Source organism: Streptomyces sp. NPDC093149 (assembly GCF_044754145.1).
GTDB lineage: Bacteria > Actinomycetota > Actinomycetes > Streptomycetales > Streptomycetaceae > Streptomyces.
This window is the reverse complement of the sequence record NZ_JBIVON010000010.1, coordinates 169314-191603: the sequence shown is the minus strand read 5'-3', so window position 1 is coordinate 191603 and position 22290 is coordinate 169314. Positions and strand designations below refer to the sequence as shown.

The following is a 22290-nucleotide window of genomic DNA, read 5'->3' as shown; positions in this document are numbered from 1 at the left end:
CAGCTGAAAGGAAAACGAGATGCCGTTCACATCCACGGCGTTGCTGGCCGACGTGGAACTGAATTCCGGCGCACCCCCACGGGTGCGGGCCGAGGCCACCGGCGACGCGCCGGCCTGGGCGGCCGAGCACCGGAACGCGCTGCGCGCAGTCGTCGCCGAGCATGGTTCGGTCCTGGTCCGTGGCCTCGGACTGCGCGATGCGGCCGAGACCGGAGCCGTCTTCTCAAAGCTGGCCACCGGACTGATGACCGAACAGGAGGCCTTCGCACCCCGGCAGGCCTACTCCGACGGGCTGTACTCCTCATCGAAGTGGCCGTCGAACCAGCCCATGTGTATGCACCACGAACTGAGCTACACGCTCGAGTTCCCCGGCCTGATGATGTTCGCCTGCCTCAGCGCGCCCACCGACGGCGGGGCGACCGCGGTGGCCGACTCACCGACCGTGCTGAACGCGCTTCCCACCGAGTTGACCGAGCGGTTCGGGCGCGAGGGCTGGCTGCTCACCCGCAGCTACAACGACGAGATCGGCGCGTCCGTCGCCGAGGCCTTCGGCACTGACGACCGGGGCGCCGTCGAGCGCTACTGCCGCGCCAACGCAATCGCGTTCGAATGGCAGCCCGACGGTGGACTGCGCACCAGACAGCACCGTAGCGCCGTGGTCCGCCACCCGGTCACCGGCCGACGCTGCTGGTTCAACCAGATCGCGTTCCTCAACGAGTGGACGATGGCCCCCGAGGTGCACGAGTACTTGGTGGACGTCTACGGCGCCGACGGGTTGCCGTTCAACACCCGATTCGGCAACGGCGACCCGATCGGCGAGGACGTCGTCCAACTGCTCAACAGCGTCTACGAGACGAACACCGCACGCGAACCGTGGCAGGCCGGCGATCTGATGCTCGTCGACAACGTCCGCACCGCACACAGCAGGGAGCCCTTCGAGGGACCGCGCGAGGTGCTCGTCGCCATGGCCGAACCCGTGCGTCTGGCCGACTGCTCACCGACCGTGGAGGTGACCACGCGATGACCACTGTCGATTCCACCGCGAGTGAGTCCGCAAGCGTCGCACCGATCACCGTGCCACCGTTCGCGGTGATCTCCGGTGCCCAGGTCCGGCGCACGCTGCACGGATGCGAGAAGCGGATCACGGAGTTGGTCGAGGCCACCTACCGGGTGCACGGCGCCGGTGATTCGGTGAACCCGCCGTCGTACTTCCTGCGTTTCCCCGACCGCCCGTCCTCCCGGATCATCGCGCTGCCCGCCTCGATCGGTGGGGACACACGGGTGGACGGCCTGAAGTGGATCTCCAGCTTCCCGAAGAACGTGACGGCCGGCATCCCAAGGGCATCGGCCGTGCTGATCCTCAACGACCATGACACCGGCTACCCGTTCGCCTGCCTGGAGAGTTCGATCATCAGCGCCACCCGGACGGCCGCGTCGGCGGCGTCGGCGGCCGACTGGCTCAGCCGCGACCGGTCGCGACCGACGCGTGTCGGGTTCTTCGGGGTGGGCCTGATCGCCCGCTACATCCACACCTTCCTGGTCGGTACCGGCTGGTCGTTCGACGAGATCGGCGTACACGACCTCTCCGCCGACAGCTCGGCAGGCTTCCGCTGCTACCTGGAGCAGTCGGGCACCAGCGGCCGAATCACCGTGCACGACAGCGCCGAGCAGTTGATCCGAAACAGCGACCTGGTGGTCTTCGCCACGGTCGCCGGTCAGCCGCACGTCAGTGACCTGTCATGGTTCGCACACAACCCGCTGGTGCTGCATGTGTCGCTGCGCGACCTCGCGCCGGAGATCCTGCTCGCCTCGACCAACATCGTCGATGACGTCGAGCACTGTCTCAAGGCCGACACGTCGCCGCATCTGGCCGAGCAACTCACGGGCAACCGGGACTTTCTGCACGGCACGCTGGACGACGTGATGGCCGGGCGGGTGACGGTGCCGACGGACCGGCCGGTGGTGTTCTCGCCCTTCGGCCTCGGGGTGCTAGACCTCGCGGTGGGCAAGTACGTGTACACCGAAGTGGCTCGCCGCGGCGAGTTGCACGTCGTCGACAACTTCTTCCACGAACTGCGCCGGTACGGATGAGCAGGCCGAGAGTCCAGGAGGCTCCTTCAAGGCTGATCCCAGGAGAGACCGCCGGTCACGTCGCGGCAGGTCCTGACACATGAGACAGCGACCGCTGACGCAGGGCCCCTTCCCGCCTGGTTGGACACGGGGTCTCGCCCGCGCAAGCGAGGAACGCGCCCACGGCCGGATGGAAGTTCCGATAGTGCTCTGCTCCAGACAGAGGAGACCATCGTGCCTGTCATTACCGCTCCCTACGCCTTCAACGAAGAGGATCTCTATGTCGACCTCCGGTCGATCTTCGGGCACTCGCTCTTCCTGAAGTGTGAGGGCTTCAACTTCGCCGGCTCGATCAAGTTGAAGGCCGCGACCGAGATGGTGGAGGACGCTGAGCGGGATGGAATCCTGACGCCGGAATCGATCCTGGTCGAGTCCTCGTCCGGAAACCTCGGCGTGGCGCTGAGCGTGATCGCGGCGAGCAAGGGCTACCGGTTCCTGTGTGTGACGGACGCCCGCGTCAATCTGTCCAACAGAATGATGATGGAGGCGTTGGGCAGTCAGGTGCACGTGATCGCCGAACAGGAGGCCAACGGCGGATTTCTCGGCGCACGGCTGGACTACGTCCGCGCGCTGTGCGCCTCCGACGACCGGTATGTGTGGCTCAGCCAGTACACCAATCCGAGCAACTGGAAGGCGCACTACCGCACGACCGCGCCGGAGATCGCACGTCAGTTCCCACAGCTGGACGTGCTGTTCGTCGGAGCCGGCACCACAGGGACCCTGATGGGCTGTGCGCGCTACTTCCGGAAATGGCATCGTCGGGTGCGGATCATCGCGGTGGACAGCGTCGGCTCGGTATCCTTCGGCGGTTCGCCGGGCCGCCGGATGATTCCCGGCCTGGGCACGAGCATGCGCCCACCGCTGCTCGACGAGTCCTATGTCGACGAGGTGATTCGTGTCGAGGAGGCGGACACCATACGTGCCTGCCATCGTCTGGCCAGGCGCGGATTCCTGTTCGGCGGCTCCACCGGCACGGTGATCAGCGCCGCAACGGACTGGATGGCCCGGCATGACGCGCGCGAACTCACCGCAGTGGCCATCGGCCCGGACCTCGGCGAGCGCTACCTCGACACCATCTACCAGACCAAATGGCTGCAGGGTCTCTACGGCGAGAACGTGCTCGACTCCGACAAGGGGGCCGCCGATTCCTGGGCAGCCGCCCCCTCGCCGGTGACACCGTAGGGCCGCCGGCCGGACCCCGTTATGAGCTGTCCCGTAATCCGCGGTGGATCAGCGCGCGGCGTCGGATGCGGTGCATCACAAGGCGGAGGGATGTCCACATACTGGATTTATGTGGACGTTCCGACAACGCGGCGAGGTGCCGTAGCTGTCGTCGCGTGCCCGCCGGGGATTACGGGACAGCCCTTGGTCTTCCGAGTCAGGAATTCTGTTCAGACAGCTGGCGAGGCGTTCGAGGATCTCGTCTGCGGTCTTGGTCCGGACGTAGGGCCTGGGGTCGGTGTTCCGGGCGGCGCTCCAGGTCCGGATGTCCTTCTCCAGGGACTGGAGAGATCTGTGGACGCCTCGCCATATCTGCTTGTTCGTCAGTTCGGCGAACCATCGCTCCGCCAGGTTGAGCCAGGACGATCCGGTGGGTGTGAAGTGCAGGTGGAACGCGGGTGTGCAGCAGCCGGGTGTTGATGGCCGGGGCCTTGTGGGTGGCGTGGTTGTCCGGCACCAGGTGGGCCTCGAGGCCGACCGGGACTTCCTTGTCGAGCTTGATGAGGAACTTCTTGAACTCCTCGGCACGGTGGCGGCAGTACGGGGAACCGATCACCTTGCCGATGACGACGGGCCCTGACCCCGGATCGGTGCTCGCGAGGCAGAGGGCGAAGCCCCAGGTAGCTGGCGGATCCGCCGTAGCTCGGGCGTATCTGTTCGCCGTCATTCAATCGAGGCGTTCGACAGTGAACCCAGTCGTTCAGGCTTCCTTGTCATTGAACCTGGTCGTTCTTGGGTCCGATGCCTTCGATCCTGGTCAAAGTTCCCTCCGGGTCGAACGAGTGGTGGAAGGTGAAGGCGTGCGGCGCGGAGCCGTGGTCGTGGAGGTGTTCCAGCCTGGAAACCCCGTCCTGCCAGGTGGGTGTCACGCCGTCGGAGACCCACCAGAACACGTGACTCGGGTGTCCTGTCCTCTCGAACCAGTCGTAACGCCTGTTCAGCGCCTCACGGTGCAGACCGGTGTAGATGGCGTCGAAGGCGGGGCGCAGGTCGGTCCAGAGTGAGAGGGTCGCGGCCAGGGCGGTGGTTTCCACCGTATGGCCCTTGCCGTACCAGGTCGGTACGGCGAACTCTCCCCATGCACCCCAGTCCAAGTCGAAGTGTGTGCCCGTGTCGCCGTCTGCCGCTTCGGCACGAGCGACGTATCCGGGGTGCTGGCTGATCTTCCGGTAGATGGCCTCGCCGCTGTCGTGGAGTTCGCGCGTGAGAGGTGCGGGATCGGCGAGAGGTGACTTCAGGACGCCGAATGTGTACAGCGCAAGTTGGGGCATGCGTCTCTCCCTGGTCGGGGGGCTTGGTGTGGACCCTGTTCGGTGGCTTACGCATGGGGGGCCGAGGATTCGTGGGGCGTCACCAACTCGTCCCGTCGCGCGTGGCTCAGCCTGAAGGAACTCCTGTGCGACCGTGGGCGATCGCCGAGGACCAGGTGAAGGTAGCTGCCTCCGCGGGCCCTGTCGAAGTTGCGTTTTCCCTGTCCAAGTGGCCTCTTGCTCCGGTCATTGCGGGGGTCGGTGCAGGGTGATGCGCCGTGCGGCGCGGGCGATCCGGGCCGGGACGTGGATCAGGTGGGCACGAAGGGTCGCGATGGTGGCCCTGCTCCCACGCTCCAGGCGGAGTCGGCTGCCTTGCCGCGGCGCGTCCGCACTCCGGCGATCATCGGCCGGGACTGTGGAGTGCAGATCGTGGCCAGCAGCGGGTGGAGGGTGCGGATGCCTTTGAACCGGCCGTACTCGGCGCTCTGCTTGGTCCGGCCGTAGACGCGTTTGTGGGTGGAATCGACATCGATGAACGCAATCTGATCGGCCCCGGCCAGCAGCGGGGTATGCGCGGCCGGCGCGCACCCTGGAACCTCCTGTGCGGGGCGTGAAGTTGGAGGGCATGGCCGCGGGTGAACGCGCGCAGGAAAGTGCCGAGCGTGGAGGCGGCACGGATACCGCCGAACATGGCCGGCATCGCACCGTGCCGCGGGACGTCGAGGTCACCGATGCTGTCCTCGCCTGCGGCCCACAGGCATCAGCCGTGGATCGAGGTTAAGACCGACCGGCAAATGGGGGGCGGCGTCGCAGGGCTGGGCACGCGCATCTGCGGCGTTGTCGTCGGTCGACAACTCCCCCATAGCCCGAAAGGCATGGGAGGGGCCCCCTCCGCGTTGCCTCCCTCCTCCGCCTTGCAGCCGCACGCACCCGGCGCCGCTCCTTCTTCCACCCCCCATGTGCCGGTCGGTCTTAGTCTCAGGAGAGTTGATGCTCCTCGGCTTCGGGAGGATGACCCATGGCAGCCGTGCACGTGACCGTGTGGGACGACCGCGATCGGGTCAAAGGAGGCCGGGCCCCGACAGCTTCGGGGGCCCCGGTGACCCCGGCGGCCGCTGCTGCCCCCGCCCTCTTCATCCACAACATCTTCACCTGGGGCAGCGACTCCACGTACGGGTTTGCCGGGCAGCGGCCCCTCGCGGACAGCCGGCGGCTCCTCCTGGTGGATCGCCGGGGCTACGGCGACAGTCCGGACACCGCGCGCAGCGATTTCGACGTCGACGCCGAGGACATCGTGGAGGTTCTCGGCGACGAGGCCTCCGCCGTGGGGCTCGGCGGAGCCCACCTCGTGGGGCACGGGAACGGCGCCGTTGCCGCGCTCATCGCCGCCGCGCGCCGACCCGACCTCGTCCGCTCCCTTGCCCTCATCCAGCCCTCCGCCTTCACCGCCGCCGCGCACCATCCAGTCGTCGCCGACCTCCTCGACCGGGTGCGCGACGGTGCCCCGGGCATCCCGCACGGCGTCACGCCGGAGCAGTATCTACGTGCGTCCACCGAGGGGTTGGGGATGACCATGCCCGAGCCCACGTCGCGCCGGCTCCGTGCCGTTGCCACATCCATGAGGGAGCGGCCCGTCTGGGAGGCGGAGATCCCGCTGGAAGTGGTCCGGGGCGCCGCCCTGCCGATTCTGGTGATCTGCGGAACCTGGGAGCGCGCGCCGGCCACGTATCGCGAGCACGTGGGGCTCCCCCTCATGGCCGTGGCCGAGTCCCTCACGGACTCCCTCGGGGGCCGCTTCCTGCGGGTGCCCGGTTACTACCCGCACACCCAGGAGCACGCCGCCGTCAACGCCGCCCTGCGGGAGTTCTGGGGCTGACCCGGTTCCGCATCGGCTGTCGGTCCCGCGCGGCCCACCCTTGCCCGGCGGTCCGTCTCACAAGAGCGTCCGCCAGTAGGCGTGGTGTCCGGGGTGTGTGATGGCGCAGTGGCAACGGGGGTGATCTCTTCCCCGCCCTGGCCGCCGCCGTCATCACCGTCCGCAGCCTGACCCGCCGCGCTTGGTTCACTCACCGCCGGCATACCCGCCCCCGCAGCCACCGCATCCGATGGTCTCGCCCCGCCCTCCAGGCGGGGGTTATGGACACGATCGGCAACGGGACTCCACGATGGTGCGCATGCTGAGCACCCTCTTCGCCTTTCTCGGCGCCTGCACCCTGATCGCGGCCTCGCCCGGCCCGAGCACGATGCTGATCATCCGGCAGTCCCTGCACAGCCGGCGTGCCGGTTTCCTCACTGTGCTGGGCAACGAGACCGGCGTCTTCCTTTGGGGTGCCATTGCGGCACTCGGGCTCACCGCACTGCTCGCGGCCTCCCAGTTGGCGTACGACATCATGCGGATCGCCGGTGCCGTGACTCTGGTCGGCTTCGGTGTCAAGATTCTGCTGGACGCCCGTGGCGAGCGGGGACAAGAGGAGAGCCAGGATGCACGGGCCGTGCGCTCGGGGTGGGCTTCCTACCGCTCGGGCCTGCTGCTGAACCTCGCCAACCCCAAGGCCGCAGTGTTCGCGATGTCCTTCCTGCCACAGTTCGTGCCCGCAGGCGCCCCTCATCTGCCCACCATGATCGGCCTGGCGGCTGTCTGGGCCGTCTACGAGGTCGGCTACTACGGACTATATGTATGGTTCGTCGGCCGAATGAAGAAGATCATCTCCCGAGCCGAGGTACGCCGGCGCCTCGAGCGGGTCTCCGGCAGTGTGCTGGTCCTTCTCGGTGTTCGGATGGCTGTCGAGAGCTGACGACGGCTGACGCAGTGGTCAAGTCTGACCGGACCGCCGAGGCGTGACGTGCTCAACCGTTCTTTCCGCCACTACCTACTGTTGGAAGCTCTGAGGTGCAAAGCGCATGTGGAGCATGGGCTATCTGACGCCCGGACAGATTGCCTCGGTGAGAGGCCGGGATGCGGATGCCGCACAGGTTTCCGCCGGGGCTGCTGCTCCACGGGATGCAGCTGCCCACCCGGTCGCAGAGCTCCCCCAACGCGGAGGGGTGGGAGGCGGACGCCACCGCCGACGACCTCGCCGCGATCGCCCGCACATCGTGACCTGGGCGTCCGCCGCCGCACCCGCGCCGTTCCTCACCCCGGTCGACTCGGCCTTCTCCGTCACCGGTCGCGGCAGACCACACTTCGCCGTCTCACGCGCTCTCTCACCGATCTGTGACGGGAGCACGGCCGTACGGGCCTGACCAGGCGGAAGACTTCCCGGGCAGGAGGAATCGCGGCTTAGCGTAGGCACTTCAGGAAGCCTGCTGAAGCAGGCCGGTCAAGGGGGGTGCATGCCGCAGATCAAGAAGGTCACGTTGCAGAGCGGCAAGGTCCGTTACCGCGCCGTCGTCGACATGGGCCATGACGCCCAGGGCAAGCGCAAGCAGCGCACCGTCACGATGGACACTGCCACAGAGGTGCGTGACGAGATCGCCCGCATCCGCAATCAGCGGGCGACGGGCATGTCCGTCATTCCGAGCAGGATCACGGTGTCCGAGTGGCTCGACATCTGGCTGGCCAAGAAGGCCGAGGACCTGGAGGAGAGCACGGTCCAGGGGTACAGGAACGCTTTGGTCCACGTGCATTCCTACCTCGGCTGTATGCGCCTGCAGGAACTGACGGAGGAACACGTCGAATCCATGGTCGCCTGGCTGCTCGTCGGCGCCCGCAGGCGCGGCGGCCAAGCCGGCACGGGACTGCGCCCCTCGACGGCCCAAGGGGTGCTCAGTCGCCTGAAAGAGGCCCTCGGTCGGGCCGTCGTGCGGAAGTTGGTGCATGTCAACGTCGCCGCGTACGTGAAGATCCCTCGCCGCGCCCGCAAGGAGGACAAGCGCACCAACAAGCGTCCCGCCCCGTGGAACGTCGTCGAGGTCAAGGAATTCCTTCTCGGCATCAAGGACGAACGCCTGTCAGCTCCGCTGGTACTCAGCCTCATGGGCCTGCGTCCCGCTGAGGTCGCCGGGCTGCGCTGGCAGGACATCGACTTCGACGCTCAAACGCTGGTCATCGCCAACACCAGGACGATGATCGGCAACGCCCGGGTGCTGGAGAAGGGCACCAGAACCGAGGCGGGCGAACGCACACTGCCGCTGCCGCTGCCGGTGAAGCAGGTGATGCTCGCCTATCAGGTGACGCAAGAGGCAGAGCAGATGTCGATGGGCGCGCTGTATCAGCGCTCCGGATACATGTTCGTCGACCACCTCGGCCGGCCGCTCACGACTCGCCACCTGCGTGAGGCCGCGTACTCCCTGCAGCGGAAGCTGGGGCTGCGGAAGGTCCGGCTCTACGACGCACGCCACTCGTGCCTCACGTTTCTTGCCGTCAACGGCGTGCCGGACGTCGTCCTCGCCGCATGGGCCGGACATGCCAACGCCAACTTCACCAAGCGGGTGTACGTCCACCCGAGCCACGAGGACCTCCATGTCACCTCGGGCCACCTCGCTTCTCTACTCGGCAGTGAGGGCGAAGCGGCCTGATGGCCAAGACGGCGTGACAGATTGTGAGATATGCGCCCACGGCGAACAGCTGAAACAGCTTCTGACCTGGGACTCCGAGTGGATCACTAGATTGCGCTCTCCATTCTAACCGTCTGTACGTCCTGTACATTTTTTACAGAAGCTCGCGCAGGCCCCGCACAGACCTGGATACGCGGACTGCGTACAGACCCGGAGGAGAGGCATCACCCATGCTGTTCCGTCCCAGCGCCCGCTACGTACTGCCCGAGTTCACCGAGCGCACGACCAGCGGAACCCGCACCTTCGACCCGTACTCCAAGCTGCTCGCCGAGCGGATCGTGTTCCTGGGCACCCCGGTCGACGACACCGCGGCCAATGACCTGATCGCCCAGTTCATGTATCTGGAACATGACGCTCCGGACCGACCCGTCTCCCTCTACATCAACTCCCCCGGAGGCTCGTTCGGAGCCATGTCCGCGATCTACGACACGATGGAGTACCTCACCTGCGACGTGGAGACCTTCTGCCTCGGCCAGGCCGGTTCCTGCGCCTCGGTACTGCTCGCCGCGGGCGCTCCGGGCCGACGGCACGCACTGCCGGGAGCCCGGGTCGTCGTTCAGCAACCCGCGCTCGGCGAGCCGGTGCAAGGCCAGCCTTCCGACCTGGAGATCGAGGCCCGGGAACTGGAACGCATCCGCGAGATGCTCATCACACTGCTGGCCCGCCACACCGGCCGTGACGCCGAGCAGATCGCCACCGACATCGAGCGCGACCTCATTCTCGACGCGCCGGGCGCCAAGGCGTACGGCATGGTGGACCACCTCACGCAGAACCGGAAGTCATCGCTCCCCCCACACGGCACGAGGTGAACGCCCGGTGCAGCCACCACACTTGCCACAACTGCCCGCACTGACCCGCGCCGAGGGGGATTTCATCGACCGCTACCTCGAAGTCCTCGACCAGTTGGGCCGCATCAATCCGGCCCGCGGCAGCGACACCTATGGCGCGCTGCGCGCCGCGCAGGCACTGGTGTCCCGGGCGGGCGCGCTGCGAGATGCCCTCGCTTCGATGCATGAACGCGGCGAGGCACAGATCCACGCGGGAACCCTGGCGCGGGCCCTGCGCGTACTGGACGGGGAGCGGCGGGCCGGACGCGTCACCATACCCCCCGCTCCGCCGAGTTGATCAGCCTCCACCGGCCTCGCCGCCGCCGGGTCCCGGCCGGCTCCGACGGCCCGGCCGGCAGCCTGGATTCGGCCAACTCCCGTACACGACACGCCCGGTGGGCACGTCGAAATTCCTCGCTCGTTCGGCGTAGGAAGCCCCCCTCGCGCGGGATATCTCAACTTGCGCTTTTCAGATGACCAGTGACCGGAATCAATGATTCCACCGCTGGTACGGGAGGGTTCCCGGTGAGCGACCCGGCCTCCGAATTCATCACCTCCACCCGAACGGGTCAGTCGTGAGGAGCCTCACAAATCGCTGTTTCCCCTCGGAAATCCGGCAGTCGGTGAGTCAAGATCCCTGGGACGACAAGCCCCCGCCACCGCGACGGGGCGGTCCGGGCGGACGCCGAGTCCTGCCGCCGTCCGGATGCCTGGTCGACAGAAGTGGATCGGCAGGAGTGGAGGACCCGAGCACAACGGGTCGACCGGATCACCGGTCGACCCTCGGGGTGAAGCCGCCGAGCGCGGCCGGGCAACTTCGCCAGCCCGAACCCGACAGGTCATCCTTCACAGGCGGCTGACGAAGGGTTGCGCATGACTGCGCAGGTTCATGTCCCGTCTCTGCTCGTCCGGGCCGGTACGGCCTCGGTTCTGACTCTGGCCGCCGTCGGCGGCACCATGCTCGCCCCGGGCGCCGCGCCGGAGGCCCAAGCGGCGACTCTCTCGATGAAGGCGCTGAACATCGCCGCGTCGAAGAAGGGCGCGCCGTACGGGTGGGGGGCCACCGGCCCCAGCCGCTTCGACTGTTCGGGGCTGACGGTCTATTCGTTCAAGAAGGCGGGCAGGAGGCTCCCCCGCACCGCCCAGCAGCAGTACAACAAGACCCGCCATGTATCGGCCTCGCACAGGAAACGCGGCGACCTGGTCTTCTTCCATTACGGTCGCAGCGTCTACCACGTGGGGATCTACGCCGGCCACGGCAAGATCTGGCACTCGCCGAGGACCGGTGCGGTGGTCCGGCTGGAGAAGATCTGGACGAGGAGCGTCTACTACGGGCGGGTCGGCTGATCCGTCCGGCGGATCCTGGCCGTCCTCCGGCCGCGATCCGCCGGCGGTGCACCGTCCCGTGCCGCTGACCCGCCGTCACCGGTGTGGGGGCGGTCGCCTGGCCCGACGCGGCGCGCTCGCTCCCGCCCTCGGTCAGCCCTGCACGGGGATGCTCCAGGGAAGCGCGATCCAGACCGTCTTGCCGCCGTCGGCGGTGGGGGTGACGGTGAGCCGGCCGCCGCACTCCTTGGCCAGACATCGGATGATCACCATGCCGCGCCCATTGTCCTGCTGAACGGCGGCGGGCAGCCTACGGGGCCAGCGCGGGTGGCTGTCCGTCACCCCGAGATACAGCTGTTCCTCCTGCTCCAGTCTCAGTTCCACGGTGAAGGTGGGCGACTGTCCGAAGGTGTGCTGGACGGCGTTGGTCGCGAGCTCCGAGACGATGAGGCGGATACTGTCGGCGAACTCGGTGTCGGCGGTCAGGCCCCATTCGGTGAGCACCCGGGCCACATGTTTCCGGGCCGCCGAAACCGAGGCCGGATCGCTCGGCAGAGTGAGGCTTGCTTCTTGATGGTCTGCCATGGCGAGCCGTCCCTTTCCCACCCGGACCGATGCGGGATCGGTCCCGGTTGCGCTTCGCGCCAGATTGCCATCGATGCTGCCCTCCGCGACGGCGATCCACCAAGATATGCATATATCTGTCGCTCGATGCGGTGAACCCTGCCACGCGAAACCGGATGCGGGCGCCACACTGTCCGCTCGGCACGAGAGGGAGGGAGGCCGCGCATGCAGTACGGCCCTGCGGTACGACGCCGCAAGCTCGGGGAGGAGCTCCGGAGTCTGCGCCACGCGTCAGGACTGACCAGTCGGGACGCCGCGCGGATGCTCGGCTGGCACCAGTCCAAGGTGAGCCGGATCGAGACCGGTGTCAGTGGGGTGCGCCCGGCCGATGTGGCCGGACTGATGGACGCGTACGGCGTGGACGACACCCGGCTCCGGACGCTCCTGGAGGCTCTGGCGGGCTCGGCGGGCGGTGGCGGCACCGGGTGGTGGCATGCCTATCGCGGTCTGATTCCTCCGCAGTACCGCGACTTCATCAGCCTGGAGTCGCAGGCGCGGACCGCGCGGACCCTGGAGACTTCGGTGATGCCGGGACTTCTGCAGACGGCGGACTACGCCCGCGCGGTAACCCGGGCTTCGCTGGACGGTTTACCCGCCGGCCAGTTGGACTCCCTGGTGGAGGTGCGGCTCGCCCGCCAGGGGGTGCTGCGGACCGATCCGCCGCTGCGGCTGAGCGCGGTGCTCGACGAAGCGGTGCTGCGGCGCGAGGTCGGCGGGCGCCTGGTGATGAGGAACCAGCTGCGCCATCTGGCCCGGGTGGCTCAACTGCCCCATGTGGAACTCCAGTTACTGCCGTTCTCGGTCGGCGGATATGCCGGCCTCACCGGGCCTTTCGTTATCTTCTCATTTCCGAACACTTCTGATCTGGACGTGGTAGTTCTCGACCATTTGACGAGTAGCCTCTACCTGGAGCGGAAAGAAGACCTTGAGGCGTACAGCTCGGCCTTCCGCACCATGCAGGCACATGCGCTGTCGCCGCAGCACTCGTTGGAGCTGATCGCCGCGATCGACCGCGACGGTCAGTGACCCCGGACTGCCCGAGAGGGGCGTCATGTCGGATTGCCTCGCACAGCACGAGTTACGGTGGCGGCGCAGCAGCCGCAGCACGGGCATGAACAACTGTGTGGAAGCCGCGCCGTTCGGTCACGGGCGGCTGGCCGTACGGGACTCCAAGGACGTTTCCAGGCCACCACTGCGGTTCTCCGCGGCGGCCTGGACCACCTTCGTCTCCGGCCTGCACCGGCGTTCGGCCGGCTGACGGGTACGACCGCCCACAGAGGTGGTCCGCCCGCCCCATCGGCCGGCCGATGGGGCGGTTCCGAGGGGGGAGTCCGCCCCTGTATTCGGCAGGCTGACGGCCTCCGCGGAGGAGGCCGGTCGGCACGGCCGGTCGGCCGTCAGGGCCGGTCGACGGGGGCGGTTCGCCGCACGACCGCCACAGCCGTGGCGATCTGTTCGTCGGTCAGGTCCGCCCGCGCCGTCAGCCGCAGCCGGGAGACGCCGTCCGGCACGGACGGCGGCCGGAAGCAACCCACCGCGATGCCCGCGGTGCGGCAGTCGGCCGCCCAGCGCACAGCCGCCTCCGCCGAGGGCGCCCGCACCGAGACCACGGCCGCGTCGGGGCGTGCTGCGCGCAGTCCGCCCGCCGTCAGTCCCTCGTACAGCGCGGTGGCCACGGTCCGGGCCCTGGCGGCGCGCTCCGGCTCGCGGCCGATCAGCCGCAGGCCGGCCAGGGCGGCACCCGCGGCGGCCGGTGCCAGTCCCGTGTCGAAGATGAACGTACGGGCTGTGTTGACCAGGTGTTCGATGACCGGGGCCGGGCCGAGTACCGCTCCGCCCTGGCTTCCCAGGGACTTGGAGAGGGTGAGTGTGGTGACGACTCCCTCGCCGCCGGCAAGCCCGGCGGCGGCGAGCGCACCTCGACCGCCCTCCCCCAGCACACCGAAGCCGTGCGCGTCGTCGGCGAGCAGTGCGGCGCCCTCCGCCCGGCAGACATCGGCCAGTTCGGGCAGTGGCGCGGCGTCGCCGTCGACCGAGAAGACCGAGTCGGTGACCACCAGCGCGCGCCCCGCGTGTGCCCGCAGGGTCTTGCGCACGGCATCGGGATCGGCGTGCGGCACGACGGCGGTCTCGGCCCGGGAGAGCCGGCAACCGTCCACGATCGAGGCGTGGTTGCCGGCATCGGAGACGATCAGCGAGCCACGGCCGGCGAGCGCGGTGAGGGCGGCGAGATTGGCCGCGTAGCCCGAGGACAGCACCAGTGCCGCCTCGAAGCCGCAGAAGTCGGCCAGTTGATCCTCGAACTCGGCATGCAGCGCGGTGGAGCCGGTCACGAGCCGCGATCCGGTCGCACCCCCACCCCACCGGTGCGCGGCCTCCGCAGCGGCGGCGGTGACCTCGGGGTGCCGGGTCAACCCCAGATAGTCGTTGCTCGCGAGATCCAGGAGCTCCGGTTCGGCGGGCCGGGGGCGGAGCGTGCGGACGAGTCCGGCGTCCGCACGGCGGCGCGCCTCGTCGTCGATCCAGTCGAACGGGTCGAAGGGCATAAGCGGTCCCTTTTGTAGGCAGCTCACAGAGGCTAACCGGGGGAGCAGCCGGTCATGGTGTGGCAATACACACACCCTCGACGCGCGCTGTTGTCCGGTTCCTCCTTGGCCGCGGGCCGTGCCGTAGGCCAGGATCGATGCCATGGACCTCCTGAACACGCTGGTGGACAAGGGACTGCGGCGCGAACTGCCGACCCGTGAAGAAGCTCTCGCCGTGCTGGCGACCTCGGACGACGATCTGCTCGAAGTGGTGGCCGCGGCCGGAAAGGTGCGCCGTCAGTGGTTCGGGCAACGGGTGAAACTGAACTATCTGGTCAATCTCAAGTCCGGGCTCTGCCCCGAGGACTGCTCGTACTGCTCGCAGCGGCTGGGCTCGAAGGCCGAGATCCTCAAGTACACCTGGCTGAAACCGGACGAGGCCTCGAAGGCCGCCGCGGCCGGGGTGGCGGGTGGCGCCAAGCGGGTGTGTCTGGTGGCGAGCGGTCGTGGTCCGACGGACCGTGATGTGGACCGGGTGTCGGAGACCATCGAGGCGATCAAGGACCGACACGAGGGCATCGAGGTGTGCGCCTGCCTCGGTCTGCTCTCCGACGGACAGGCCGAGCGGTTGCGTTCGGCGGGCGCGGACGCCTACAACCACAACCTCAACACGTCCGAGGGCACGTACGGCGACATCACCACCACCCACACCTATGCGGACCGGGTGGAGACCGTGCAGCAGGCGCAGGCCGCCGGGCTCTCGGCGTGCTCCGGGCTGATCGCCGGGATGGGTGAGAGCGACGCCGATCTGGTCGATGTCGTCTTCTCGCTGCGCGAACTGGACCCGGACTCGGTGCCGGTGAACTTCCTCATCCCGTTCGAGGGGACCCCGCTGGCCAAGGAATGGAACCTCACCCCGCAGCGGTGTCTGCGCATTCTGGCGATGGTCAGGTTCGTCTGTCCGGATGTGGAGGTACGGCTCGCGGGCGGGCGCGAGGTGCATCTGCGTTCGATGCAGCCGCTCGCCCTGCACCTGGTCAATTCCATCTTCCTGGGCGACTACCTCACCAGTGAGGGGCAGGCGGGGCAGGCGGATCTGGACATGATCGCGGACGCCGGTTTCGAGGTGGAGGGGGCGGGGACGACGACCCTGCCCGCCCACCGCGCTCGGCCGGGCGGTGGCTGTGGTGCGCACGACGGCGGGTGCGCGCCCTGCGGCGACGGGCCCGGGGAGGCCGTCGCCGAGACCGATGAGGTCCCGGCCGCACGCACGGATCTGGTGGCGGTCCGTCGTCGCGGGGCGGGGACGGAGCTCGCCCCCAATGCCTGAGCTCCTCTCCCCGGCCGAGCTGCGGTCGCTGGACCGGGCCCATGTCTGGCATCCGTACGGCCCGATGCCCGGGCGTCAGGAGCCGCTGGTCGTGGAGTCGGCGTCCGGGGTCCGGCTCCGGCTCGCCGAACCGGCCCACGGGCGCGACGAACTGGTCGACGGCATGTCGTCCTGGTGGTCCGCGGTGCACGGCTACAACCACCCGGTGCTCAACGAGGCGGCACGCGGTCAGCTGGACCGGATGAGCCATGTGATGTTCGGCGGGCTCACCCATGAGCCCGCCGTACGGCTGGCCACCCGGCTGGTCGAGATCACCCCGGAGCCGCTGCGGCATGTCTTCCTGGCCGACTCCGGCTCCGTGTCGGTCGAGGTCGCGGTGAAGATGTGTCTGCAGTACTGGCGATCGGCCGGGCGGCCCGAGAAGCAACGGCTGCTGACGTGGCGCGGCGGCTATCACGGGGACACCTGGCACCCGATGTCGGTGTGCGACCCCGAGGGCGGCATGCACGGGCTGTGGTCGGGTGTGCTGCCGCGGCAGGTCTTCGCGGACGAGCCGCCGGCCGGTTACGACACGGAGCCGGATGCCGCGTACGTGCGCCACCTGCGGGAGCTGATCGCGGAGCACGCCGACCGGCTGGCCGCGGTGATCGTGGAGCCGGTGGTGCAGGGCGCGGGCGGGATGCGGTTCCACTCCCCCGCCTATCTGCGCGTACTGCGCGAGGCGTGCGACGCGCATGACGTGCTGCTGGTGTTCGACGAGATCGCCACGGGCTTCGGCCGTACGGGGAAGCTGTTCGCCGCCGGTCACGCGGGCGTCTCGCCCGATGTCATGTGCGTGGGCAAGGCGCTGACCGGCGGCTATCTGACGATGGCGGCGACGCTGTGCACCTCACGGGTCGCGGAGGGCATCTCCAGCGGCGAGGTGCCGGTGCTGGCCCATGGACCGACGTTCATGGCCAACCCGCTCGCCGCCTCGGTGGCGTGTGCCTCCATCGACCTGCTGCTCGGCCAGGACTGGGAGCGGGAGGTCCGGCGGATCGGTACGGGGCTGCGGGAGGGTCTCGCCCCGGCGGCGGCGCTGCCCGGGGTCCGGGATGTGAGGGTGCTGGGCGCCATCGGTGTCGTACAGCTCGATCGCGAGGTGGACATGGAGACCGCCACCCGGGCCGCGGTACGGGAGGGCGTGTGGCTGCGGCCGTTCCGCGACCTCGTCTACACGATGCCGCCCTATGTGACCGGTGATGACGACGTGGCGCGGATCTGCCGCGCCGTGTGCGCGGCTGCGCGGGAGGGCTGAGATGACGGTTCTGGTGGTGACGGGTACGGGCACGGAGATCGGCAAGACGATCGTGACCGCGGCCGTGGCGGCGGCGTGCCGGGATCGCGCCGTCGCGGTGCTCAAGCCCGCGCAGACGGGGCTGGCGCCCGGCGAGCCGGGGGACGCGGCCGAAGTCGTACGGCTGGCGGGCGGCCACGTGACCGCGGTCGAACTGGCCCGGTTCCCCGATCCGTTGGCCCCGGACACGGCCGCCCGCAGGGCCGGACTCCCACCGGTACGGCCGTACGAGATCGCCGAGGCGGCCGGGAAGCTGGCGGCCGAACATGATCTGGTGCTGATCGAGGGCGCGGGCGGACTGCTCGTACGCTTCGACGAGGAGGGCGCGACCCTTGCCGACGCGGCCCGGCTGCTGGCCGCGCCGGTCGTGGTGGTGACGCCGGCCGGACTGGGCACGCTCAATACCACCGCGCTGACCGCGGAGGCCCTGCGGGCGCGGGGGCTGGAATGCCTCGGCGTGGTGGTGGGCAGTATGCCCGCCGAGCCGGACCTCGCGGCGCGGTGCAATCTGGAGGATCTCCCGGTAGTGGCGGACGCCCCGCTGCTGGGTGTGGTGCCGGCCGGTGCGGGCGCGCTGGCGCCCGCCGACTTCCGTTCCCGGGCGGGGAGTTGGCTGACCGCGCAGCTGGGAGGGAATCGACCCGCCGGATGAGCGGCTGAGGAGCGCGGGACGGGGGAGAATCGGAGTAGTCGTACCTTTCTGGTCGAGCGCCGTGCGGTCGGGCGCCGTGTGGAGGAGGTCCGTCATGCGTCTGCGTGACACGAAGATCCCGGAGAACACGGTGCACCACCCCGTCTTCGCCCGGTTCTACGCCCGGATGAGCGTGGCCGCGGAGACGGGGGCGGGGCTGGCCGCGGTGCGCTCGGAGCTGCTGGCCGGCCTGTCCGGCCGGATCGTCGAAATAGGTGCGGGCAACGGCCTGAACTTCGCGCACTACCCGCCCGCGGTGTCGGAGGTGGTGGCCGTCGAACCCGAGCGCGTCCTGAGGCAGTTGGCGGTGCGGTCGGCGCTGCGCGCCGGAATTCCGGTGGACGTGGTGCCGGGCACTGCGGAGTCCCTGCCGGTGAAGAGCGAGGCGTTCGACGGGGCGGTCGCCTCTCTGGTGCTGTGCACCGTTCGGAATGTGGAGCGTTCGCTCGCGGAGATCGTTCGGGTGTTGCGACCGGGCGGTGAGCTGCGCTTCTTCGAGCATGTGCGGGCCGATGACCGGGCCATGGCAGCCGTCCAGCATGCGCTGGACCATACGGTGTGGCCGCTGGTGACCGGCGGGTGTCACACGGCACGCGACACCCTGGCCGCCATCGAGAGGGCCGGATTCGTGGTGGAGGCCTACCGCCGGGTCAGGATGCCGGACTGGGGAATCCGGCTGCCCACATCCTCCTGTGTGCTGGGTGTGGCGCGGCGGCCGACCGCGGTGGACTGACACGGCCGCCCACCACGGCGCACGGAGGCGTCACGGGCTCACCGGCACGTCCGCCCACCGCGGCGTACGGAGCCGTCACAGACTCCACCGGCACGTCCGCCCGCCACGGTGTACGGAGCCGTCACAGACTCCACTGGCGCAGTTCGTCGGCGATGGCCCGGACGTCCGCCTTGCCCTCCTTCACCAGCCTGGCCAGATCGCGCACCTGCTCCGGCGAGGTGATGACCTTCAGCCCGGAGGCGACGAGATAGCCGTACGCGACAGCGGAGGAGAACATCGCGTTGGAGTGTTCGAGCGCGGGGACGTGGAGCAGCAACTGCAGCAGGGCGGCGGCCCTGGAATGCGGGTCGCTGTAGACCGGGCTGCCGAAGATCTCGGCCTCGTGGCGGGCCACCGCGGCCACGAGCGCGCCCCAGTCGACGACCTGCGGATCGCCGGGGGTCTTGTGCTCGGCCACCATGAGCAGCCAGGAAAGGTCGATCTGGAGGTTCAACGCATGCCTTTGCGCTCCGGGCCGAACTCCTCGGCGAAGACCGACTCGTACTGCTTCATGAAGTCGGCCGCGGCCTCGACGAAGGTGTGTCCGACCTCGCCCGCGTCCTGCCTCACGAGCTCCTCTATGTACCGGTTCACGCTCATCCCCCTCTGCAGCGCGCGCTGTCGCGCGGCCTCGGCGGTCGCCTCGTCCACTCTCACGTTCAGCTGAGTCTTGGGCACGACAACACGCTAGCGCCGGTTCGCTAGCACCAGCAAGGGGAGCATCATGGTGCCCCGTACACCGGTCGCCAGGACGCCCCGAGTGCGCCCCTCCTGGCAGCCACGCGCTCCCCTCCGAAGGTCCTCCGCCGCCCTCACCTCACGCGCCGACGACCGTGCGGTGCTACAAAGGTCAATGTGGCCACACGTTTCGGCCGATTCCGGAACGCACCGGTTCGGTCACTCATGGACAGGCGCCCCTGGAGCCTCGCCGGGCAGGTCTTCGCCCTCCAGGTGGTCGTGGTGGTGTTCCTCGTGGCGGCCGCAGTGCTGGCGCTCGTACTCCAGTCCCGGCACGACAACAACGCGGAGGCGAGAAATCGTTCGATTGCCGTCGCGCAGACGTTCGCACACTCGCCCGGCATTCTGGCCGCGCTGAGGTCGCCCGATCCCTCCAAGGTGCTCCAGCCGCACACCGAGGCCGCGCGGAAGGCCGCGGACGTCGACTTCATCGTGGTGACGAACACGAAGGGGATCCGCTACACACATCCCCAGCCGAACGAGATCGGGAAGAGGTTCGTCGGCAACATCGGGCCGCCGTTGGCCGGCCGTGTGTACACGGAGAGCGTCAACGGCCCGCTGGGCCACGAGGTGCAGGCCCTCGTCCCCGTCTTCGATCACGGTGACAAGGTCGTGGCGGTGGTGGCCGCGGGCCTGAAGGTCAACCACGTGACCGGTGTGGTGGCCCGGCAGCTTCCGATCATCCTCGGCACCGGAGCGGTCGCACTCGCCTTCGCCACGGGCGGAACCGCGCTGGTGGCCAAGCGCCTGCGGCGACAGACCCACCGACTGGGCCCCGCCGAGATGACCCGCATGTACGAGCATCATGACGCGGTGCTGCACGCCGTGCGCGAAGGCGTACTCATCGTCGGCGCCGACAGTCGGCTTCTGCTGGCCAACGACGAGGCGAGACGGCTGCTGAATCTGCCGCGCGACGCCGAGGGACGGCACGTCGCGGACCTGCCCGGCCTCGATCCCGGCACGGTCGAACTGCTCGTCTCGGGCCGAGCCGCCACGGACGAAGTGCATCTTGCGGGAGACCGCTTGCTCGCGGTGAGCCAGCGCCCCACGGAACGTGACGGCGCCCGCGAAGGGACCGTCACGACCTTGCGCGACTCCACGGAGCTGCGGGCACTGTCGGGCAGGGCGGAGAGCGCCCGCCAGCGGCTGAGACTGCTGTACGACGCCGGGCTCGGCATCGGTACGACCCTCGACGTGGTGGGCACGGCCGAGGAACTGGCGCGGGTCGCGGTCCCCCGCTTCGCCGACTTCGTCACCGTCGATCTGGCCGACCCGGTCCTGCGCGGCGACGAGCCGACCCATACGAACACGGATCTGCGCCGCGCCGCCGTGCACGGCATCCGGGACGACCATCCCCTCTATGAACGCGACCGGCTGCACGACTTCCTGCCCACCACACCTCAGGCACGGGCCCTGAGGAAGGGCCGGTCGCAGCTGGTGCCCGAACTGTCCGGCGCACCCGACTGGCTCGCCCAGGACCCGGAGCGGACACGGTCGATCCTCGACTACGGAATCCATTCGCTCATCGCCGTGCCGCTGCGGGCACGCGGCGTCATCCTCGGCGTGGTCGACTTCTGGCGCTCGGAAAAGCCCCAGCCCTTCGACGCGGACGACCTGTCCCTGGCCGAGGAACTGGTCGCCCGGGCGTCGGTCAGCATCGACAACGCCCGTCGCTACACCCGGGAGCACGCCTTGGCCGTGGCGCTGCAGCGCAGCCTGCTCCCCAGGGAGCTGCCCGAGCAGAGCGCCCTCGAGGTCGCCCATCGTTACCTGCCCGCGGTCTCCGGGGTCAGCGGCGACTGGTTCGATGTGATCCCCCTCCCGGGCAGCCGGGTGGCGCTGGTCGTCGGGGACGTCGTCGGTCACGGCCTGCATGCGGCCGCCACCATGGGACGGCTCCGGACGGCCGTGCACAACTTCTCCACCCTCGACCTGACGCCCGACGAGATCCTCGGCCACCTCGACGACCTGGTCGGGCGCATCGACCAGGAGGAGGTGGAGACGGCCGTCGGCGCGGGGGTGATGGGAGCCACCTGCCTGTACGCGATCTACGATCCCGTCTCACGCGACTGCGCCATGGCCCGGGCCGGTCATCCGCCGCCCGCACTGGTCCGACCCGACGGCGGCGGCGTGACGTTTCCCGACCTCCCGGCCGGACCGCCCCTGGGTCTGGGCGGCATGCCGTTCGAGACCGCGGAGATGAAGCTGGAGGAGGGTACCCAGCTCGTCCTGTACACCGACGGGCTCATCGAGGACCGCACCCGGGACATCGACGAAGGGATCGAGCTGCTGCGCCAGGTCCTGGCATCCCATCCCGGCCGCTCACCGGAGGAGAGCTGCCGGGCGGTGCTCGACGGGCTCCTGCCCGGTCGGCCGAAGGACGACGTGGCCCTGCTCGTCGCCCGTACCCGGGCGCTCCCGCCCGACTGTGTCGCCGAGTGGGACGTACCGTTCGATCCCGCCGCTGTGGCGGGGATGCGCGCCGCCGCGACCGAGAAGCTCGACGAATGGGGTCTGTCCGCGCTCTCGTTCGCCATGGAGCTGGTGCTCAGCGAGCTGGTCACCAACGCCATCCGCCATGGCTCCGCACCGGTCACGATGCGGCTGCTGAACGATCACGGCCTGACCTGCGAGGTGGCCGACGGCAGCAGCACCTCACCCCATCTGCGCTATGCCGCCGCGACGGACGAGGGCGGCCGCGGCCTGTTCCTCGTCGCACAGCTGACCGAGCGCTGGGGCACCCGATACACGCCTCAGGGGAAGGTCATCTGGGCCGAGCTGTCGCTGCCCGGATCCGAGGAGGACGTGGACGGCGCGGCATTGCTCGACATGTTCGACACGGAGCTCTGAAGGCCGGGATCCGAGGGTGACGCGGTCGGGACGGATGGGGTTCCTGGCCGACGGGGTTCGAAGCCGACGGATCTCCGAGCCCATGGGGTTGTGGACCGACGGGTCCGCGG

The 22290-nt window shown here is 69.1% G+C and carries 23 protein-coding genes and 1 riboswitch; of the genes, 18 read left to right on the top strand and 5 right to left on the bottom strand.

All coding sequences use genetic code 11. The annotated features are described in order from the left end of the window. Positions 1–19: 19 nt before the first annotated feature. From ACIQCZ_RS28180 to ACIQCZ_RS28165, 4 genes are all read left to right on the top strand, one after another. Positions 20–1024 carry a TauD/TfdA family dioxygenase gene (locus tag ACIQCZ_RS28180; RefSeq protein WP_402285990.1) on the top strand — a complete coding sequence of 335 codons (1005 nt, stop codon included), beginning with the start codon at positions 20–22 and terminating at the stop codon, positions 1022–1024. Next, on the top strand, positions 1021–2091 hold the full coding sequence (gene sbnB, locus ACIQCZ_RS28175) for a 2,3-diaminopropionate biosynthesis protein SbnB (protein WP_402285987.1): 1071 nt from the start codon (positions 1021–1023) through the stop codon (positions 2089–2091). Before ACIQCZ_RS28180 ends, sbnB begins: the two co-directional genes overlap by 4 nt. A 213-nt stretch (positions 2092–2304) precedes the next feature. Beyond that, positions 2305–3312, top strand: coding sequence for a 2,3-diaminopropionate biosynthesis protein SbnA (gene sbnA, locus ACIQCZ_RS28170; RefSeq protein WP_402285984.1), 1008 nt, complete (start codon positions 2305–2307; stop codon positions 3310–3312). A gap of 439 nt (positions 3313–3751) precedes the next feature. Further along, positions 3752–3931, top strand: coding sequence for a hypothetical protein (locus ACIQCZ_RS28165; protein WP_402285982.1), 180 nt, complete (start codon positions 3752–3754; stop codon positions 3929–3931). Positions 3932–4064: 133 nt separating this feature from the next. Here ACIQCZ_RS28165 and ACIQCZ_RS28160 read toward each other — a convergent pair whose 3' ends face one another. Then, complete coding sequence (locus tag ACIQCZ_RS28160) at positions 4065–4622, bottom strand: DUF3291 domain-containing protein (protein ID WP_402285980.1); 558 nt, start codon at positions 4620–4622, stop codon at positions 4065–4067. A 1000-nt stretch (positions 4623–5622) separates the two neighbouring features. On the opposite strand from ACIQCZ_RS28160, the gene ACIQCZ_RS28155 reads away from it, so the two are divergent. The 7 genes from ACIQCZ_RS28155 (at position 5623) to ACIQCZ_RS28125 (ending at position 11335) form a co-directional block, all read left to right on the top strand. Further along, entirely contained in the window at positions 5623–6480 is an 858-nt protein-coding gene (locus ACIQCZ_RS28155) for an alpha/beta fold hydrolase (RefSeq protein ID WP_402285977.1), read from the top strand. A gap of 298 nt (positions 6481–6778) precedes the next feature. Beyond that, positions 6779–7399, top strand: a complete 621-nt coding sequence (locus ACIQCZ_RS28150) for a LysE family translocator (protein ID WP_402285975.1) — start codon at positions 6779–6781, stop codon at positions 7397–7399. Positions 7400–7566: 167 nt separating this feature from the next. After that, a complete protein-coding gene (locus ACIQCZ_RS28145) occupies positions 7567–7704 on the top strand; it encodes a hypothetical protein (protein WP_402285972.1) in 138 nt (45 codons plus the stop codon). A 233-nt stretch (positions 7705–7937) separates the two neighbouring features. After that, positions 7938–9122 carry a tyrosine recombinase XerC gene (xerC, locus tag ACIQCZ_RS28140; RefSeq protein ID WP_402285970.1) on the top strand — a complete coding sequence of 395 codons (1185 nt, stop codon included), beginning with the start codon at positions 7938–7940 and terminating at the stop codon, positions 9120–9122. 212 nt (positions 9123–9334) lie between these two features. Beyond that, on the top strand, positions 9335–9970 hold the full coding sequence (locus ACIQCZ_RS28135; RefSeq protein ID WP_402286249.1) for an ATP-dependent Clp protease proteolytic subunit: 636 nt from the start codon (positions 9335–9337) through the stop codon (positions 9968–9970). A 7-nt stretch (positions 9971–9977) separates the two neighbouring features. Then, positions 9978–10286: a hypothetical protein gene (locus ACIQCZ_RS28130; protein WP_402285968.1), complete on the top strand. Its 309-nt coding sequence runs from the start codon at positions 9978–9980 to the stop codon at positions 10284–10286. Positions 10287–10685: 399 nt separating this feature from the next. After that, a riboswitch (cyclic di-AMP (ydaO/yuaA leader) is annotated at positions 10686–10858 on the top strand. A gap of 3 nt (positions 10859–10861) precedes the next feature. Further along, complete coding sequence (locus tag ACIQCZ_RS28125) at positions 10862–11335, top strand: C40 family peptidase (protein ID WP_402285966.1); 474 nt, start codon at positions 10862–10864, stop codon at positions 11333–11335. Positions 11336–11467: 132 nt separating this feature from the next. Here ACIQCZ_RS28125 and ACIQCZ_RS28120 read toward each other — a convergent pair whose 3' ends face one another. Beyond that, a complete protein-coding gene (locus tag ACIQCZ_RS28120) occupies positions 11468–11899 on the bottom strand; it encodes an ATP-binding protein (RefSeq protein ID WP_402285964.1) in 432 nt (143 codons plus the stop codon). A 204-nt stretch (positions 11900–12103) separates the two neighbouring features. Here ACIQCZ_RS28120 and ACIQCZ_RS28115 point away from each other — a divergent pair, with 204 nt between their 5' ends. Next, the gene (locus ACIQCZ_RS28115) at positions 12104–12964 is read left to right on the top strand and encodes a helix-turn-helix domain-containing protein (protein WP_402285961.1); all 861 of its coding nucleotides are present in this window, start codon (positions 12104–12106) and stop codon (positions 12962–12964) included. Positions 12965–12989: 25 nt separating this feature from the next. Beyond that, the gene (locus ACIQCZ_RS28110) at positions 12990–13196 is read left to right on the top strand and encodes a DUF397 domain-containing protein (RefSeq protein WP_402285958.1); all 207 of its coding nucleotides are present in this window, start codon (positions 12990–12992) and stop codon (positions 13194–13196) included. A 139-nt stretch (positions 13197–13335) separates the two neighbouring features. Here the strand turns inward: ACIQCZ_RS28110 and ACIQCZ_RS28105 are convergent, their stop codons facing one another. Continuing rightward, on the bottom strand, positions 13336–14484 hold the full coding sequence (locus ACIQCZ_RS28105) for an 8-amino-7-oxononanoate synthase (protein ID WP_402285956.1): 1149 nt from the start codon (positions 14482–14484) through the stop codon (positions 13336–13338). A gap of 142 nt (positions 14485–14626) precedes the next feature. Here ACIQCZ_RS28105 and bioB point away from each other — a divergent pair, with 142 nt between their 5' ends. The 4 genes from bioB to ACIQCZ_RS28085 all read left to right on the top strand — a co-directional run bounded on the left by bioB (position 14627) and on the right by ACIQCZ_RS28085 (position 18553). Then, positions 14627–15793, top strand: a complete 1167-nt coding sequence (gene bioB / locus ACIQCZ_RS28100; RefSeq protein ID WP_402285953.1) for a biotin synthase BioB — start codon at positions 14627–14629, stop codon at positions 15791–15793. Beyond that, on the top strand, positions 15786–17090 hold the full coding sequence (locus tag ACIQCZ_RS28095; RefSeq protein ID WP_402285950.1) for an adenosylmethionine--8-amino-7-oxononanoate transaminase: 1305 nt from the start codon (positions 15786–15788) through the stop codon (positions 17088–17090). The genes bioB and ACIQCZ_RS28095 overlap by 8 nt, the downstream gene beginning before the upstream one ends. Position 17091: 1 nt before the next feature. Continuing rightward, complete coding sequence (gene bioD, locus ACIQCZ_RS28090; protein WP_402285948.1) at positions 17092–17781, top strand: dethiobiotin synthase; 690 nt, start codon at positions 17092–17094, stop codon at positions 17779–17781. A 94-nt stretch (positions 17782–17875) separates the two neighbouring features. Further along, positions 17876–18553, top strand: a complete 678-nt coding sequence (locus tag ACIQCZ_RS28085; RefSeq protein WP_402285947.1) for a class I SAM-dependent methyltransferase — start codon at positions 17876–17878, stop codon at positions 18551–18553. A 121-nt stretch (positions 18554–18674) separates the two neighbouring features. Here ACIQCZ_RS28085 and ACIQCZ_RS28080 read toward each other — a convergent pair whose 3' ends face one another. Together ACIQCZ_RS28080 and ACIQCZ_RS28075 are read right to left on the bottom strand one after the other, a co-directional pair. Further along, the gene (locus ACIQCZ_RS28080; RefSeq protein WP_093551070.1) at positions 18675–19046 is read right to left on the bottom strand and encodes a fic family toxin-antitoxin system, toxin component; all 372 of its coding nucleotides are present in this window, start codon (positions 19044–19046) and stop codon (positions 18675–18677) included. Then, positions 19043–19270, bottom strand: a complete 228-nt coding sequence (locus ACIQCZ_RS28075) for an antitoxin (RefSeq protein ID WP_384969178.1) — start codon at positions 19268–19270, stop codon at positions 19043–19045. The genes ACIQCZ_RS28080 and ACIQCZ_RS28075 overlap by 4 nt, the downstream gene beginning before the upstream one ends. 225 nt (positions 19271–19495) lie before the next feature. Here ACIQCZ_RS28075 and ACIQCZ_RS28070 point away from each other — a divergent pair, with 225 nt between their 5' ends. After that, positions 19496–22180, top strand: coding sequence for a SpoIIE family protein phosphatase (locus tag ACIQCZ_RS28070; protein ID WP_402285944.1), 2685 nt, complete (start codon positions 19496–19498; stop codon positions 22178–22180). Positions 22181–22290 lie beyond the last annotated feature (110 nt).